This is a genomic window from Microvirga sp. KLBC 81 (assembly GCF_003075415.1).
Lineage (GTDB): Bacteria > Pseudomonadota > Alphaproteobacteria > Rhizobiales > Beijerinckiaceae > Microvirga.
Window position 1 is genome coordinate 52,689 of the sequence record NZ_QDAH01000029.1, and the last position, 15,826, is coordinate 68,514.

Genomic DNA, 15,826 nt, shown 5'->3' on the forward strand with positions numbered 1-15,826 from the left:
TCGATTTCGGGATCGACCCGGATGACGCCATAGGCGATGAGCGCGAGGACCGCGTCCGGCTTTCCGACCCGGCGCGCTTCCACATAAAACGCATCGAGATCGAACCAGTGGGCCGCCTGCGCCGCCTGTCGAGAAGTGATCCTTGAACGGTATTCCTAACGTTCAGAGAACGGAGCAATGGTGATGCCGTTTGCTTCGAGCTTCGCCCGGACCGTACGCGCCATGGCAACCGCACTTGGCTCATCACCATGAACGCAGATCGTGTCGATCTCGATGGGAATGCGCTTTCCGGATGTCGTGATGACGGCCTTGTCCTGGAGGGTGCGCAGCGCGCGCTCGGCCGCAGCATCGGCATCGTGCAGAACGGAGCCGGGCTTTTTCCGGGAGGTCAGCGTGCCGTCGTCTTCATAGGTACGGTCGGCAAAGAACTCACGCGCAACAGGCACACCGATCTGCTCCGATGCCCTCTCCATGAGAAGGCCCGGCATGCACACATTGATGAGACTTCCATCGACACCCTTGATGGCACGGGCAATCGCAAGCGCCAGGCTCTCGTCCTCGTTTGCCATATTGTTGAGCGCACCATGCGCTTTCACGTAGGTGACCTTGTGACCGGCAAGGGCCGCCATGGCCTGCATGGCGCCGATCTGATAGGCCACCATGCGCTCGATTTCCGCAGGAGAGTCTCCACGGATCACACGCCGTCCAAATCCATGCAGATCGTTGAAGCCCGGATGGGCGCCAACAGCCACACCCTTGCGCTTCGCTGTCTCGGCGGTGCGGAACATGATGGACGGATCACCCGCATGGAATCCGCACGCGATGTTTGCGGAGGAGACGATGTCGAGCATCGCCTCGTCATCACCCATGGGCCAGGGACCGAAGCCTTCGCCCATATCGCAGTTGAGATCAACTTTCATGGCAATCACACCACAACCGGCTGCGCAATCTGCGCACCCACATGGAACACACGCTTATAACGCTCGATTTCCTCTTCCGGCCCCAGAGCCTTCGTCGGATTGTCGGAAAGCTTCACGGTCGGACGTCCATCGGCCGAGATGACCTTGCAGACGATGGAGATAGGATCGAGCCCGCCCTCGGGAGCAAGGCCGCGGAAGTCGTTGGTCAGCAGCGTGCCCCAGCCGTAGCCGATGCGCATGCGGCCGCGGAAATGCTCGTGGATCCGCTCGATCAGATCCACATCGAGGCCATCGGAGAAGATCGCGAGCTTCTCCTTCGGATTCTGCCCGCGCTGCTGCCACCAAGCGATGGCCTCCTCGCCACCTTCGATGGGATCCTTGGAGTCGACGCGGATACCCGTCCAGAAGGGCACCCAATCGGGAGCATTCTGCAGGAAGTTCGTCGTGCCGTAGGTATCGGGCAGGATAACGCGCAGGTTGCCCTCATAATCTTCCTGCCAATCGGCCAGGACGCGATACGGAGATTTCGCCAATTCCTCATCGCTGTCGGTGAGCGCCGCATAGACCATGGGAAGCTCATGGGCGTTGGTACCCACTGCCTCCACCTCGCGGCGCATGGCGATGAGGCAGTTGGACGTGCCAAGGAAAGACGGCCCAAGACCTTCGATCATCGCCTGCACGCACCAGTCCTGCCACAGGAAACCGTGGCGGCGGCGGGTGCCGAAATCTGAGATGGAGAGATCAGGCAGTTTTCTGAGACGTTCGATCTTCTCCCACACACGTGTCATGGCGCGGGCATAGAGCACCTGGAGCTCGAACTTGCCCATGCCTCTCAACACGCCACGCGAGCGCAACTCGTTGAGAATGGCGAGCGCCGGGATCTCCCACATGGTGGTTTCGATCCAGGGACCGTGGAAGGTCAGAACATATTGGCCGTCTTCCTTTTCCAGCAAGTATTCCGGAAAACGGAAGGTCTCGAGCCAGTCCATGAATTCCGGCGAGAACATCTGCCGCTTGCCGTAGAAGGTGTTGCCGCGCAGCCAAGTGGATTCACCGCGCGTCAGAGAGAGGCTGCGCACATGGTCGAGCTGCTCGCGCAGTTCGCCCGCATCGATGATATCGGCCAAACGGATCCGGGTGGTGCGGTTATGGATGCCGAAGGTGACCTGCACGTCCCGATGGCGGCGAAAGATCGTCTGCGCCATCAGAAGCTTGTAAAAGTCCGTGTCCAGGACCGACCGCACGATCGGGTCGATCTTCCAGGTGTGGTTATAGACCCTGGTTGCGATGTCCACCATCGCCTGCTCCTCGCCGTTTCGGGAGGCAGGACAATAGCGAAGGCTTTTAGCCGAAGAAAGGGTGGTTGGCACCAATCCCCGCCTCATGGGGGCAGAACATCGACTTGGATGGAGGAGTAATAGGCCGCGATATCGGCCATGTCCTGGTCCGACAGGTCCTTCGCTACAATATTCATGGCCTCGTTCTTGCGCGCGCCGGACTTGTACTCCGCCAGCGCTTTCACGAGATAGCCTTCGATCTGCCCCGCCAAGTTTGGCGCTTCAGGGTTCTTGGAGAGGCCGTCCAGCCCATGGCAGGCTTGGCAAGTGGTAATCTTCTGGCGCCCTGCCCTGGCATCCGACGCATCGGCTGTCGCAGCGGCAAGCAAGCTCAGGAGAGCCCCGGCAAATGCCAAGGCATAATTTCTCTTCATGGTATTTCCTTATAGGGGAGAACAGGCGCGCCAGTGAGCGCGCCTGCCGGGACAGCCTTATTGGCCTTCATAGGAGATGCGGTAGATCGCGCCTGCCGTGTCATCCGAGACGAGGAGCGAGCCGTCGAGCAGTACCGCCACATCGACCGGGCGGCCGAGATACTCGCCGTTCTCATTGAGCCAGCCTTCGGCGAAAACTTGTGGCTTGTCCGCCGTGCCATCGGGCTTGAGCGGCGTGAACATCACCCGTGCCCCTACCGGCTTTGTACGGTTCCAGGATCCATGCTGCGCCGAGAAGATACCGCCCTGATAGGACCGGGGGAACATCTTGCCCGTGTAGAAGGCAAGCCCAAGGTCCGCCGCATGCGGCGCCATTTCGGCCTGCGGCGCGACGGTGCCAGCCGGAACCTGATCATCCTTGTACTCGACCGTGCGGACCATGCCGCCGCCGTAATAGGGGAAGCCGAAGTTCTGGCTCATCTGAACGGCGCGGTTGATCTCGCCGGGAGGCTGGTCGTCGCCCATGCCGTCGACCTGGTTGTCGGTGAACCACAGGGACTTGTCCGCCGGATTGAACTCGATGCCGACCGAGTTGCGGATGCCGGTGGCATAGACCTCGCGATTCTTGCCATCCTGATCCAGGCGGATGATGCCGCCGATGCCGACCCTGCGGTACAGCTCCATCTTGTCCTTCGGCGGCACGTTGAACGGCTGGCCAAGGGCGATATAGAGCTTGTTGTCGGGGCCGATCCGGCAAACGCGGGCGGTGTGGTTGTAGCTTTCCTCGCTGGGCGGGATCAGTTCGCCCTGCTTGACCACTTGGAAAGCGGCAACATCCGGACCCTCATAGAAGAACTCGGCTGCCGGGAATTGAAGCACCCGGTTCTGCTCGACGATATAGAGGATACCGTCGCGAGAGAAGCAGACGCCGTTGGGAATCTTGAACTGAACGGAGGGAGCGAACTGCTTCACCTCGTCGGCTATGCGGTCCTTGTCGCGATCCGTCACGACATAGACGTTGCTCTTGCGCGTTCCGACAAAGACAACGCCTGCATTCGGTCCGACCGCCATGTGGCGTGCATCGGGCACGATGGCATAGAGATCGATCTTGAAGCCTGCCGGCAACTTGATCCTCTCAAGGTTCTTGCGAATGGCGTCGGCACGGCGACCTTCCTGGGGAATAGGCTTCGGCTCTTCCGTTCCCGTACTCTGGAACGACGAAAGCTTCTCGAGATTGCTGGTCGGCGGCTGAGTGGCGGGCTGAGCGAAACTTGAAGACGCGAACGCTACAGTAGAGACGGCGGCAAGCCAGATGGATTTCATCCTTCCCTCCCTGGGAACGCCCCTTTCCTGTTCTCTTTTGACCTTCGGATCGGCTCCGGGTTACTTTGTTTTATTGATTTCGATTATAGTCAAGCTAGGGCTTCAAAGAAAGAAGCAAATAGGTGGCATGAAAAAGGGCCGCTGAGCGGCCCTGATTGCTTGTTGCTCCTGTGAGCGATTAGCTCAGATCGACCTTTGCCTGATCACCCGGACGCGGCGGCTGGCCCGTCAAAGCTGCCTTCGCATACCCATAAAGATGCACGATGGTCGAAGACGGGCTGTCCCAATACTCGCCCTTCGAGGGATGCACACGGATCAAGGCAATCTGCGGATCATCCGTGCCTTTCGGGAACCAAGCCCGCAGGGGCTCGGACCATTTCTCCTCGATCCTGGCCTTGTCGCGCACGATCTCCGCCTTGCCCGCAACGGATACATAGGTCTGGCCACTCGGATCGCTGTAGGCCAGGTTCACCTCACTGTCGCGGGAGATCTCCGTCATCTTGGGCGACTGGATCTGCGTGAAGAACCACAGGTCTCCATGCTCGTCGGCCTCCATGCTATGCATGGGCCGGCTGTGCAGCGTGCCATCGGTGTCGACCGTTGTCATCATGGCGATCTTCACGTCCTTGATCAGCTCATAGAGCTTCGCAGCGTTGGGATCGTTATGGCCGTGCTGGTGCATTCTCGTCTCCTGATTTCTTCACCTCATCTCGGGGCGGCGATGCGCGAGCATAGCTCTCCGGCCGGCCGATAAGGCCCCGAGGGACCGGTTGAACAACGGACGGGGTGACTTTTGGTTCGGATATTGCCCATGACAGCCAGACAACGCCTTAACGGATGCGCCGCGAGCCTATACATGAGGTTCAAGAGATTGTTGGATCGAAGCCTAGGAGCCTCCATCGTGGCGATTACCCGTGAAGATGTTGTGCAAGCGCTCTCGACCGTGCCGGTCGACGCCAATGGAACGAACCTGGTGGCCTCGGGACGCTTGTCCGACGTCCATATCGACGATGTGGATCGGGTGATGTTCTCGATCGTGATCGACCCATCCGAGGCGCAGGCGATGGAGCGCGTCCGACAGGCGGCGGCGGCAGCCGTTCAGGGGCTGCCGGGCGTGAAGGGCGTGTTCGCGAGCCTCACCGCCGACCGCCCGGCCGGGTCGGGAGCCGCATCCCCCTCCCCGGCCGCCACGCAGCGCCCCCGGGCGGCCTCGCAGCCAAAGAACCAGCGCATTCCCGGTGTGAAGCATGTGATCGCTGTCGCCTCCGGCAAAGGCGGCGTCGGCAAGTCGACCACTGCGTGCAATCTCGCCCTTGGGCTGAAGGCGCTGGGCCTGAAAGTCGGCGTGCTCGACGCCGACATCTACGGCCCCTCGATGCCCAAGCTCTTCGGCATTCACGGCAAGCCGAAGCTGCTCGAGAATCGTATTCTCGAACCCATGGAAGCCTATGGAATCAAGGTCATGTCCATCGGCTTCCTCGTGGAGGAAGAGGCGGCCATGATCTGGCGCGGGCCGATGGTCATGTCAGCGATTACGCAGATGTTGCGTGAGGTCGCCTGGGGTGATCTCGACGTGCTCGTGGTGGATATGCCGCCCGGCACGGGTGACGCGCAGCTCACCATGGCACAAGCCACGCCATTGGCCGGCGCCGTTATCGTTTCCACGCCGCAGGATCTGGCGCTCATCGATGCCCGGCGCGGCGTCTCCATGTTCAGGCGCGTGGAGATTCCGATCCTGGGGATCATCGAGAACATGGCGACATTCGTTTGTCCCCATTGCGGGCAGGCCTCGCATATCTTCGGCCATGGCGGCGCGCGGGAGGAGGCCGCACGTCTCGGCGTTCCTTTCCTCGGCGAGGTTCCGCTCAACATGACGATTCGCGAGCTCTCCGATGCGGGACGCCCTGTTGCCGCAACGGACCCGGATGGGCCGCACGCCAAGATCTACAAGGATATGGCGCAACAGGTCTGGACCGCGCTGTCCGGCGGCGCAGCGGCTCGCCCGGCACCGCGCATCGTCATCGAGTGAATCTGCCATGACGCCCTATCCCGCGACTTTGGGCGTCATTCTTGCCGGCGGCTTGGCGCAGCGCATGGGCGGAGGGGACAAGACCCTCTTGAAGCTTCAGGGGCAAACCCTTCTCTCGCATATTGAGAAGCGCCTGCGGCCGCAATGCGAAAGCGTCATTCTCAATGCAAACGGCGATCCGTCACGCTTTGACGAGACAGGTTTGTCGGTGGTGCCGGATTCCGTCCGGGATCATCCTGGCCCTCTGGCCGGTATTCTGGCAGCTCTCGAATGGGCGGCTCAAAACAAGCCTTCGATCGAATGGGTCGTCAGCGTTCCTGGAGACACGCCCTTCATTCCGAGCAATTTGGTTGCGGGCCTGCATGAAGCGCGCAGCGCCGCGCAATGCCCGCTCGCCTGCGCGGTTTCAGGAACTCATGAACACTACACGACAGGTCTCTGGCCGGTCGATCGACGGGACGACCTGCGCCATGCGCTCCGCACCAGAGGCGTGCGTCGTGTGGAGGATTGGGTCAAGGGGCAAGGGTTGGCGACGGCTTCTTGGCCAAGCGAGCCGCTGGACCCCTTCTTCAACATCAACACGCCTGACGAGTTGAATGCCGCAAGTGCCATGTTGAGCAGCATGCCGCCCACCTTTACAAGCGCCTCGAAAGGCGAGGACAAACGCAGGAGAATTGCGATGGTTGAGCTGGATCTGTCCGGGTTGAAATGCCCGCTTCCAGTCCTTCGCACACGCAAGGCGTTGCTATCCATGAGCCCTGGCGATCAACTGCGCGTGATCTGTACAGATCCCCTCGCCGGGATCGATGTGCCCAACCTCATCCGTGAACTGGGAGATACTTTGGTGGAGCAGCACCAGGACGAAAAGCGCATCACTTTTCTGATCGCCCGAGCAGAAAAGCCCTCATGAAAAAGGCCCGGCATTGGAGCCGGGCCATTCTTCCAATTCACCAGGATCAGGTGCCCTTGCGCAGACTGTCCTTCATGCCGCCGATGGTGTTCTGAACACGCCCTTCGGCCTTATCCATTTTGCCTTCAGCCTCCATTTTCGAATCGCCCAGAGCCTTGCCCAGGCCTTCCTTCACGCGACCCTTGATGTTCTTCATGCTGCCTTCACTGCGATCATGATCCATGACCATTCTCCTCACTGTGGCGTCTCATAGAACAATGCCTTTGCAAGGTGTCGAGTTTCAAGCTCGAGCATAAAGTACAATTCACGAAAAATTTAAGAGATCAGAAGTTCTACCTACCTGAACAGAAAAATCAGCAAGAACTTTCCAATAAAAATATAGCTCATCCGGCATCAATTAGGTCTTTTTGCTTGCGCGGCAGATCTCGTGCCGAATCCTATGCTAGGCACCCTCATCGCTTAGAGACCCGTGCATTAAGCCACCCCGCATGCAACTTTAAGTTTTACAGCCATCCAAGCATGGACATCACGATCGGCTGCACTAATTCGAACGACGAATCTATAACGTTATATAATCCTGAAGGACAGGCTCCCTGTGTCCCCCGCTTCAAGGTCTCCCAAAAAGCCCGCGAAAGCAGCCCATTCAACAGTCGCTCGGGCGAGAGCCAAAAAGACAGCCCAGCCTTTGGACCGCATCGCTCTGCTGGCGCATCAGCTCAGAACGCCGCTATCGGCCATCAATGCTCTCGCACAAGGCCTTGTGCGGCGGTCGGAACGGATGAGTGCCGAAGACATCCGCAGCCGTGCCGAGAGGATCTGGCGCGCCAGCCTGCGCCTCGATGAGCTGGTCGAAACGATCATGTCCTATACGCGCGCCAGTACGGGCGGCATGCTTCTCAATCCGAGCGAATTCAACCCGGAAGCGCTCATCAATCGCGCGTGCCGGGAGCAGGGCAACCACGATCCCGGACGTCCCATTAAGATCGATATTCGAGGCCTTCCTGAAACGATCCTGGGCGATCCTATTCTGCTGGAGCAGGCGCTCGTGATCGTGTTGTCGAACGCCATGAAATACTCGCCGCCCGAACGACCTATCAGGGTTACGGCGCGCGCTGAAAAACGCGGCATCGCGATTAGAGTGAAGGACGAAGGGATTGGCATTTCCGAAGGGGATTTGCCTTTCCTCATGCAACCTTTCTTCCGAGGTCGTAACGCCAGGGATTACCCAGGCACGGGTCTCGGCCTCAGCCTTGCTTGGTACATCCTCAAGCTCCATGGTGGAGGTCTCCAGATCGAGAGCAAGGAAGGACATGGGACAACCGTCACCCTGACGATCCCGGAGAAGAACATCACAGGAGCCACTGGCGTCCTTTAGAGCATCGGACGTGAAAAGTGACTTGCACTTTTGGGTCCGATGCTCTCTTCCTCAGTGCACATCGTTGAAAGCGGAACCGGAGGTCCGCGTCAGCGAAAACCGGGTCCACTTTTTAAGCACGATACGCTAGCGAATGAGAATTGCGCGAAAGTCGTTCACGTTGGTCAAGGTGGGGCCTGTGACGACAAGCCTGTCGAGCTGAGAGAAAGCAGAATATGCATCATTGCGCGCAAGGTGCGACGCAAGATCGATGCCCCTTTCTTGAGCGGCCGCGAACATGGCCTGATCGAACCAGGCACCTGCGTTGTCCTCGGATCCATCGATGCCATCGGTATCGCAAGCGATGGCAGCTATGCCCGCTTCTCCTCGCAGCGACAAAGCGAGCGACAACAGAAACTCCGCGTTGCGTCCGCCACGTCCGGCGCCGCGAACGGTCACAGTGGTCTCACCGCCGGACAGAAGAATGCAAGGCACCGTTACAGGCTCGCCATACAGCCGGACAGAGCGCGCGATGCCCGCCATCGCGCGGCCGACCTCGCGCGCCTCGCCTTCGATTGCATCACCGAGAATGAGCGGTTTCAACCCAAACTCACGCGCTTTCCCGGCTGCGGCATCCAGCGCCATCTTGGGCGTTGCGAGCATATGAACCGTGCCACCTTCAATCGAGCTCTCGACAGCATTCCGGCGAATGGTCCTCACCACATGGAGGGGAACATCGATGCTGTATTTTGCGAGAATCGACAAAGCGGCTTCAGGATCGATCTGCTCGGGGATCGTCGGGCCGGAGCCGATGCTCGAAGGGTCGTCACCCGGCACATCGGAGATGAGATAGGTGACCAGTTGCGCCGGACCGACGGCTGCCGCGAGCCGGCCTCCCTTGATCGCGGAGAGAGACTTGCGCACGACGTTCATCTCGCCGATGGGCGCGCCAGACTTCAGGAGAGCCCGGTTCAGATCCTGCTTGTCGGCAAAGGTGATGCCCTCAGCAGGAAGCGAAAGCAGCGCAGAGGCCCCGCCCGAGATCAAGCAGACGACAAGATCGTCAGGCCCCGCCTCATGAGCCAGCGCCAGAATGCGTTTGGCTGCATTCAGGCCAGCCTCGTCGGGGACCGGATGCGCGGCCTCTACGATCTCAATGGCACGGGTCGGTACCGCATGGCCATAGCGCGTGACGACGAGACCTTCGCAGGTGCCACCTGCCTTCGCCCACGCCTCCTCGAAAGTCGCTGCCATCCGCGCAGAGGCCTTGCCCGCACCGAGAACGATCGTCCGGCCTTTCGGCTTGGACGGCAGGCGTTCATCGAACTTTCCATCCGGAAGAGCCGCCGCCAAAGCGGCATCGAACAAGGCACGAAGGATCAGGGCGTCATCGGTCATGAACAGACCTTACACGATTCACTCCAAGTCTGGAAATTCAGAAAAGATTGGCTCAAGTCCTGAAGTCCCGCTGTGACAAAGAGTTTGCCAGCTAAAAAGCCTTCGAACAACCCACAGGAGCGGGCTTGAACTGCTGGAATCTGTCACCTAGGCTTCATAAAAGGGACCGATAGAGTCCCAACTCGAAGGACACGCCTGCGAATGCGATTGACCAGCCCGTACTCTCTCCGCCCCCAGCTCATGGGAGCGGCGGCATGATTCCCCTTTCTCAGCTCCCGCTGGAAAAGGCGCGTTTCGTGCGCGTTATCCTCACCGACATCGACGACACCATCACCACGGAAGGCATGCTGATGGCATCGGCCTATGCCGCGCTGGAAAACCTTCAGCGCGCCGGCTTTCTGGTCATCCCCGTCACAGGCCGTCCGGCCGGCTGGTGCGATCACATTGCTCGCATGTGGCCCGTGGATGGCATCGTGGGCGAGAACGGCGCCTTCTATTTCCGCTACGAGCGCGAGCGGAGGAAGATGCAGCAGCATTTCTGGGCCACGCCTGAGGAACTGAAGCGCAATCGCACCAAGCTCGGCGCGATCGAGAAGGAGGTGCTTGAATCCGTCCCGGGCTCGGCACTTGCCAGCGATCAGGCGTATCGCCTTGCTGATCTCGCCATCGATTTCTGCGAAGATGTTCCGGCTCTTCCGGAATCGGAAGTTGACAGGATCGTCGCCATCTTCGAGCGCCATGGCGCTCAGGCCAAGGTCAGCTCCATTCATGTGAACGGCTGGTTCGGTGAGTACAACAAGCTGAGCATGGCCAAGACCCTGCTGTCCGATGTGTTCGGCATGAATTGGGAAGAGGCGAAGAAGTCCGTGATCTATGCAGGTGACTCGCCCAATGACGAGCCGATGTTCGCCGCTTTCCCGCTCAGCGTTGGTGTCGCCAACATTCATGCCTTCGAGCACCGGCTGAAGAACAAGCCCGCCTATATTGCAAAAGGGCATTCGGGAGACGGCTTTGCCGAACTGGCCGAGATTCTCCTCAACGCCAAGCGCCGTCAGGCATTCTAATTTCACGTTCCAAGGGTCGCGCCCATGTCCGAGATTGTCGTCGACGCAGTATCGAAAACATGGGGCGGTGTTGGGGGCGTCGACAACATCAGCTTCAAGGCCGTTGCAGGAACGCTCCTGGTCCTGCTCGGCCCGTCGGGCTGCGGCAAGTCTACGACACTTCGTCTTATCGCAGGTCTGGAAGAAGTTGACTCGGGCACAATCACCATTGGCGGTCGTGACGTCACGCATCTCTCGCCGGCGCAGCGCCGCATCTCGATGGTGTTTCAGTCCTATGCCCTGTTCCCGCATTTGAACGTTGCCGAAAATATCGTCTTCGGCCTTCGCGTGCGCGGCGTCGGACGCGCGGAGCGGGATGCTAGGCTCAGGAAAGTGGCGGACATTGTCGGCTTGAGTCATTTGCTTGATCGCAAGCCGTCACAGCTCTCCGGTGGCCAGCGCCAACGCGTGGCGCTTGGCCGAGCCATCATCGCGGAAGCGCCGGTCTGCTTGATGGACGAGCCGCTTTCGAACCTCGATGCCAAGCTGCGCCACGAAATGCGTACGGAGATCCGCAGCCTGCAGCAGCGCCTCGGCATGACCATGGTCTATGTCACACACGACCAGACCGAGGCCATGACCATGGCCGACCGGGTGATCCTGATGCGCGACGGGCATATCGAGCAGAACGGCGCACCGCACGAGCTCTACAACGAGCCTGCGAGCGACTTCACGGCGCGTTTCATCGGAACGCCACCCATGAACATCATCTCCTGGCAGGATGGCGCCATGCTGGGCGTGAGGCCGGAACACATTTCCATCGTTGAGAGCAATGGCGTTCAGGCCACCGTCAAGGCCGTCGAATATCTGGGCGCCGACAGCATCATCCTGTGCGACATGAAGGGAGAGACCGTCTCCGTTCGCCAGACCGGCTATTGCGCGCTGCCCGCCGGTGCACAAGTCGCACTGGGGTGGCAAAACCGTCATATACATCTGTTTGACAGGGGCAGTGGAAAGCGTCGCGCGGGCAGCGTCCTGCCCCAGTGAGGCTTTCTTCTGAGAGAACGCAGGCGGCTTGCAAGGCCGCAAAGCGTATGGCTTCCAAACACCCCGAGGGGGAGGACAATGAAGTTCAAGGCAAAAGCCCTGCTCACCGCAGGCCTCATGACGGTGATGAGCCTGAGCGCCAGCGTCGCTCGAGCGGTCGACCTGACCATGTACTATCCGGTCGCCGTCGGCGGACCTGTCACGAAGGTCATCGATGACATGGTCCAGCGGTTCCAGAAAGAGAATCCGGACATCAAGGTGGAAGCCGTCTATGCCGGCAATTATACCGACACCATGACCAAGGCCATGACCGCCATGAAGGGCGGCCAGCCTCCGCAGCTGTCGGTGCTCTTCTCCACCGACCTTTTCACGCTGATGGACGAGCAGGCGATTGTACCGATCGATGAGATCGCCGGTGCTGACGGCAAGGAATGGCTGAACAGCTTCTACCCGGCCTTCATGGCAAATGGACGCGTCGAGGACAAGACCTGGAGCGTTCCGTTCCAGCGCTCCACGATCGTCCTCTACTATAACAAGGACGCCTTCAAGGAAGCTGGCCTCGATCCCGAGAGGCCGCCGACAACCTGGGCCGAGATGGCCGAGATGTCGAAGAAGCTCGTGAAGAAGGATTCCTCCGGCAACGTGAGCCGCTGGGGTGTCGAAATTCCTTCGACCGGCTACGGCTACTGGATGCTTCAGGCGCTCGCCATCGAAAACGGCCAGAAGCTCATGAACGAGGCTGGCAACCAGGTCTCCTTCAATGCGCCCAAGACCGTCGAGGCCCTGCAGTACTGGGTTGATCTCGCTGCCAAGGAAGGCGTGATGCCAAAGGGCGCCGTGGAATGGGGCACACTGCGCACGGACTTCCTCGAAGGCAAGACGGCCATGATGTGGCACACCACCGGCAACCTGACCGCAGTGAAGGAAGGCGCGAAGTTCAACTTCGGCGTCGCCATGCTCCCGGCCAAGGAGCGTCGCGGCTCTCCGACCGGCGGCGGCAACTTCTATGTATTCAAGAGCGCGTCTCCTGAGCAGCAGAAAGCTGCCGTCAAGTTCATCCGCTGGATGACGGCGCCAGAGCGCGCCGCCGAGTGGAGCATCAAGACCGGCTACGTGGCCGTGACGCCCGCGGCTTACGAGACTGAAGCGATGAGGACCTACGTCAAGGACTTCCCGCAGGCGGTTGTGGCCCGCGATCAGCTGCAGCACGCTGTCGCCGAGCTGTCGGTGCACGAGAACGGCCGCATCTATAAGATCATGAACGATGCGGTGCAGGCTGCCGTCACCGGCACGCAGACGCCGCAAGAGGCTCTCGACAGCGCCCAGAAGCAGTCCGAGCGCATCCTCAGCCGCCATAAGTAATCGAACTCACGTGCTGCGGCGGAAACCTGCCGCAGTACATCTTTTTCTTGCGGGAGAGTACGATGGTCGCAGCCTTCATGAGTGCCGCCGAGCCCAAGACCGCCCGACGCAAGGCCTGGCTGACGAACGTCAATGCCTGGCTGCTTCTCCTGCCCGCCGTCGTTCTGCTTGCGACCTTCACGCATTACCCGATCCTCGCGACGCTTTATTACAGCTTCTTCTCGCTCGGGCGCGGCGGAGCATCTCATTTCGTGGGCCTGGAAAACTACGCCTACATGCTGGATGACGATGTTTTCCGGAAGGTTTTGCGCAACAACATCGTCTTTGCCCTCGCCACCGTTCCCACCAGCATCGCGCTCGCTCTGCTGATGGCTGTTTGGGTCGACAAGAAGATGGCGGGCCGCTCTTTCCTGCGTCTTGCCTTTTTCACGCCGACCGTTCTGCCCATGATCGCCGTGGCTAATATTTGGCTGTTCTTCTACACGCCGGATTACGGTCTGCTCGACCAGCTCCTGAAGAGCCTCGGCTTCTCCGGTCACAATTGGCTGGGTGATCCTTCAACCGTCATGACCTGCCTTGCCGTCATGGTGGTCTGGAAGGAGGCCGGCTTCTTCATGATTTTCTATCTCGCAGCGCTTCAAACCATCCCTCCAGAGTTGAAGGAAGCCGCCGCCGTCGAAGGTGCCAGCCGCTGGTACTTCTTCCGCCGCGTGACGCTGCCGCTCTTGATGCCGACGACCCTGTTCATCTCGATCAACGCGCTGATCAACTCGTTCAAGCTCGTCGACCAGCTCGTCATCATGACCAAGGGCGGCCCGAACAACGCGAGCTCGCTCCTGCTCTACTACATCTACGAAGTGGCCTTCACCTTTCAGGATACGACCTATGCCGCAACGCTGACGGTGACGCTGATCGCGATCCTAGCCGCCGTGGCGCTCACCAAGTTCGTCTATCTCGACCGCAGGATTCACTATCAATGAGACAGAACGGTCATTCGGTCGAAACCATTGCGGCCTGGGTGCTGGCGCTCCTGTGGCTGCTGCCACTGGCCTACAGCCTATGGAGCGCGTTCCATCCCTCCGAATACGCCACACGCTTCGACCTGACGGCTTCACTGACGCTCGACAACTTCGCCCGCGCCTGGCGGCAGGCGCCTTTCGCGCGCTATTACCTCAACACGCTGATGCTGGTGAGCCTGGTTCTTGCGTGCCAGCTCGTCATCGCCACGCTGGCTGCTTACGCTTTCGCCCGCTTCAAGTTCTTCGGCCGGGATGTTCTCTTCGCGCTCGTGCTGGTGCAGCTCATGATCATGCCTGACGTGCTGATTGTGGAGAATTATCGCGTTATCAGCGCTCTCAACCTGCTTGACACGATCCCCGCCATTGCCCTGCCCTATATCGCCTCAGCCTTCGGCACCTTCCTGCTGCGCCAGACCTTCAAGAGCGTGCCGAACGAGCTCGTGGAGGCCGCGCGCGTGGAGGGCGCTTCGTCCTTCGGCGTGCTGTGGCGTGTCTTCGTGCCGCTCGGCAAAACCACGTACATCGCCTTCGGCCTCGTGTCCGTGAGCTATCACTGGAACAACTTCCTCTGGCCGCTCATCGTCACCAACTCGGTCAAGAGCCGCCCGCTCACCGTGGGCCTCGCGGTCTTCGGCGCACCTGAAACCGGCGTCGACTGGTCGGTGATCACGGCAGCAACCGTGATGACCATGGCCCCGCTGCTGCTGGCCTTCCTCCTCTTCCAGAGGCAATTCGTTCAATCGTTCATGCGTGCAGGCATCCGCTGATGAAGCTCGTCACCTGGAATGTTCAATGGGGCCTTGGCTGCGACGGCAACGTTGATCTCAAACGCATCGTCGAGACCGCGAAGGCGCTCAGCGATGCGGACGTGTTCTGCTTCCAGGAGATCTCGCACGGCTTCGCACCGCATGACGGCGGAGAGGATCAGCCTGCTGTTCTTGCTTCGCTCCTCCCCGGCCACACGCCCATCTTCCGTCCTGCCGTCGAGCGCAGGGACGCGAATGGCCACCGACAAGTCTTCGGCAACATGATCCTCTCGCGCTTAGCCGTGCTGGAGATTACGAGCCATATGCTCCCGCGGCCGGAAACGGAGTGCCGGAGCATGCAGAGGCAGGCGCTCGAGGTCATCGTTGAATCGGATCTCGGCCCCGTGCGGGTCACGACCTGCCATCTTGAGTACCACTCAGTCGAGCATCGTCAGGCTCAAGTCGAACATATCCGCAAGGTACACGAGAATAACGAGAAGCGCAGCAGGCTCGCTTATCGTGATACTTCAGAGGGGCCTTATCGAACTCTGCCAGTGCCCTTAGGCGCCATCGTCTGTGGTGATTTCAATCTTGGCCCCGACGATCCGCTCCATGCCGAGATGCGCGAGCCTTTCGCGTCCGGCGTTCCGACCTTTGTGGATGCTTGGATGGTCAAGCACGGTGATGCGCCGCATGCACCGACGACTGGTGTCGCGGACTTCAAGCAATGGCCGCAAGGCCCCCATTGCCGCGATTACATTTTCGTATCGGAGAATATGGCCGATCGGATCACCGATCTACGGGTCGACGTGGAAACGACAGCGTCCGATCATCAGCCGGTCGCAATCACGCTTCAGGCCTGAATGAAAAAGCCGGGCTGCGGTGCAGCCCGGCTCTGTGGGTTATCTGTTGGTCAGAGGCCGGCGAGGCAGACATACTTGAGTTCGAGGAAGCCCTCGAGGCC

At 60.0% G+C, this 15,826-nt stretch carries 16 protein-coding genes; 9 read left to right on the forward strand and 7 right to left on the reverse strand.

Going from position 1 to position 15,826, the window contains the following annotated elements; all coding sequences use genetic code 11:
* Nucleotides 1–155 precede the first annotated feature (155 nt).
* The 5 genes from DC522_RS17870 to DC522_RS17890 all read right to left on the reverse strand — a co-directional run bounded on the left by DC522_RS17870 (nt 156) and on the right by DC522_RS17890 (nt 4,636).
* On the reverse strand, nt 156–920 hold the full coding sequence (locus DC522_RS17870) for a LamB/YcsF family protein (RefSeq protein WP_116530046.1): 765 nt from the start codon (nt 918–920) through the stop codon (nt 156–158).
* Nucleotides 921–925: 5 nt separating this feature from the next.
* The gene (gene pncB, locus DC522_RS17875; protein WP_116530029.1) at nt 926–2,218 is read right to left on the reverse strand and encodes a nicotinate phosphoribosyltransferase; all 1,293 of its coding nucleotides are present in this window, start codon (nt 2,216–2,218) and stop codon (nt 926–928) included.
* Nucleotides 2,219–2,301: 83 nt separating this feature from the next.
* The gene (locus DC522_RS17880; RefSeq protein WP_116530030.1) at nt 2,302–2,631 is read right to left on the reverse strand and encodes a cytochrome c; all 330 of its coding nucleotides are present in this window, start codon (nt 2,629–2,631) and stop codon (nt 2,302–2,304) included.
* A gap of 57 nt (nt 2,632–2,688) precedes the next feature.
* A complete protein-coding gene (locus tag DC522_RS17885) occupies nt 2,689–3,954 on the reverse strand; it encodes a sorbosone dehydrogenase family protein (RefSeq protein ID WP_116530031.1) in 1,266 nt (421 codons plus the stop codon).
* A gap of 178 nt (nt 3,955–4,132) precedes the next feature.
* The gene (locus DC522_RS17890) at nt 4,133–4,636 is read right to left on the reverse strand and encodes a pyridoxamine 5'-phosphate oxidase family protein (RefSeq protein WP_116530032.1); all 504 of its coding nucleotides are present in this window, start codon (nt 4,634–4,636) and stop codon (nt 4,133–4,135) included.
* Nucleotides 4,637–4,855: 219 nt separating this feature from the next.
* Here DC522_RS17890 and DC522_RS17895 point away from each other — a divergent pair, with 219 nt between their 5' ends.
* Nucleotides 4,856–5,983, forward strand: a complete 1,128-nt coding sequence (locus tag DC522_RS17895; protein WP_116530033.1) for an Mrp/NBP35 family ATP-binding protein — start codon at nt 4,856–4,858, stop codon at nt 5,981–5,983.
* Between the two features lie 7 nt (nt 5,984–5,990).
* Entirely contained in the window at nt 5,991–6,893 is a 903-nt protein-coding gene (gene mobA, locus DC522_RS17900; RefSeq protein WP_205769668.1) for a molybdenum cofactor guanylyltransferase MobA, read from the forward strand.
* 46 nt (nt 6,894–6,939) lie between these two features.
* Here the strand turns inward: mobA and DC522_RS17905 are convergent, their stop codons facing one another.
* Nucleotides 6,940–7,116, reverse strand: coding sequence for a CsbD family protein (locus DC522_RS17905; RefSeq protein WP_116530034.1), 177 nt, complete (start codon nt 7,114–7,116; stop codon nt 6,940–6,942).
* A gap of 462 nt (nt 7,117–7,578) precedes the next feature.
* On the opposite strand from DC522_RS17905, the gene DC522_RS17910 reads away from it, so the two are divergent.
* A complete protein-coding gene (locus DC522_RS17910; RefSeq protein ID WP_133239299.1) occupies nt 7,579–8,268 on the forward strand; it encodes a sensor histidine kinase KdpD in 690 nt (229 codons plus the stop codon).
* 126 nt (nt 8,269–8,394) lie between these two features.
* Here DC522_RS17910 and DC522_RS17915 read toward each other — a convergent pair whose 3' ends face one another.
* On the reverse strand, nt 8,395–9,645 hold the full coding sequence (locus DC522_RS17915) for a glycerate kinase (protein ID WP_116530036.1): 1,251 nt from the start codon (nt 9,643–9,645) through the stop codon (nt 8,395–8,397).
* Between the two features lie 254 nt (nt 9,646–9,899).
* Between DC522_RS17915 and DC522_RS17920 the strand changes: the two genes are divergently transcribed.
* The 6 genes from DC522_RS17920 (at nt 9,900) to DC522_RS17945 (ending at nt 15,725) form a co-directional block, all read left to right on the forward strand.
* A complete protein-coding gene (locus DC522_RS17920; protein ID WP_116530037.1) occupies nt 9,900–10,709 on the forward strand; it encodes an HAD family hydrolase in 810 nt (269 codons plus the stop codon).
* Nucleotides 10,710–10,733: 24 nt separating this feature from the next.
* Complete coding sequence (locus DC522_RS17925) at nt 10,734–11,735, forward strand: ABC transporter ATP-binding protein (protein ID WP_116530038.1); 1,002 nt, start codon at nt 10,734–10,736, stop codon at nt 11,733–11,735.
* Between the two features lie 78 nt (nt 11,736–11,813).
* Nucleotides 11,814–13,097 (forward strand): ABC transporter substrate-binding protein, encoded by a 1,284-nt coding sequence (locus DC522_RS17930; RefSeq protein WP_116530039.1) that lies wholly within the window; start codon nt 11,814–11,816, stop codon nt 13,095–13,097.
* Nucleotides 13,098–13,159: 62 nt separating this feature from the next.
* Entirely contained in the window at nt 13,160–14,077 is a 918-nt protein-coding gene (locus DC522_RS17935; RefSeq protein ID WP_205769669.1) for a carbohydrate ABC transporter permease, read from the forward strand.
* Nucleotides 14,074–14,883 carry a carbohydrate ABC transporter permease gene (locus DC522_RS17940; protein ID WP_116530040.1) on the forward strand — a complete coding sequence of 270 codons (810 nt, stop codon included), beginning with the start codon at nt 14,074–14,076 and terminating at the stop codon, nt 14,881–14,883. The genes DC522_RS17935 and DC522_RS17940 overlap by 4 nt, the downstream gene beginning before the upstream one ends.
* Complete coding sequence (locus DC522_RS17945; protein ID WP_116530041.1) at nt 14,883–15,725, forward strand: endonuclease/exonuclease/phosphatase family protein; 843 nt, start codon at nt 14,883–14,885, stop codon at nt 15,723–15,725. The genes DC522_RS17940 and DC522_RS17945 overlap by 1 nt, the downstream gene beginning before the upstream one ends.
* The last annotated feature ends 101 nt before the right edge of the window (nt 15,726–15,826 follow it).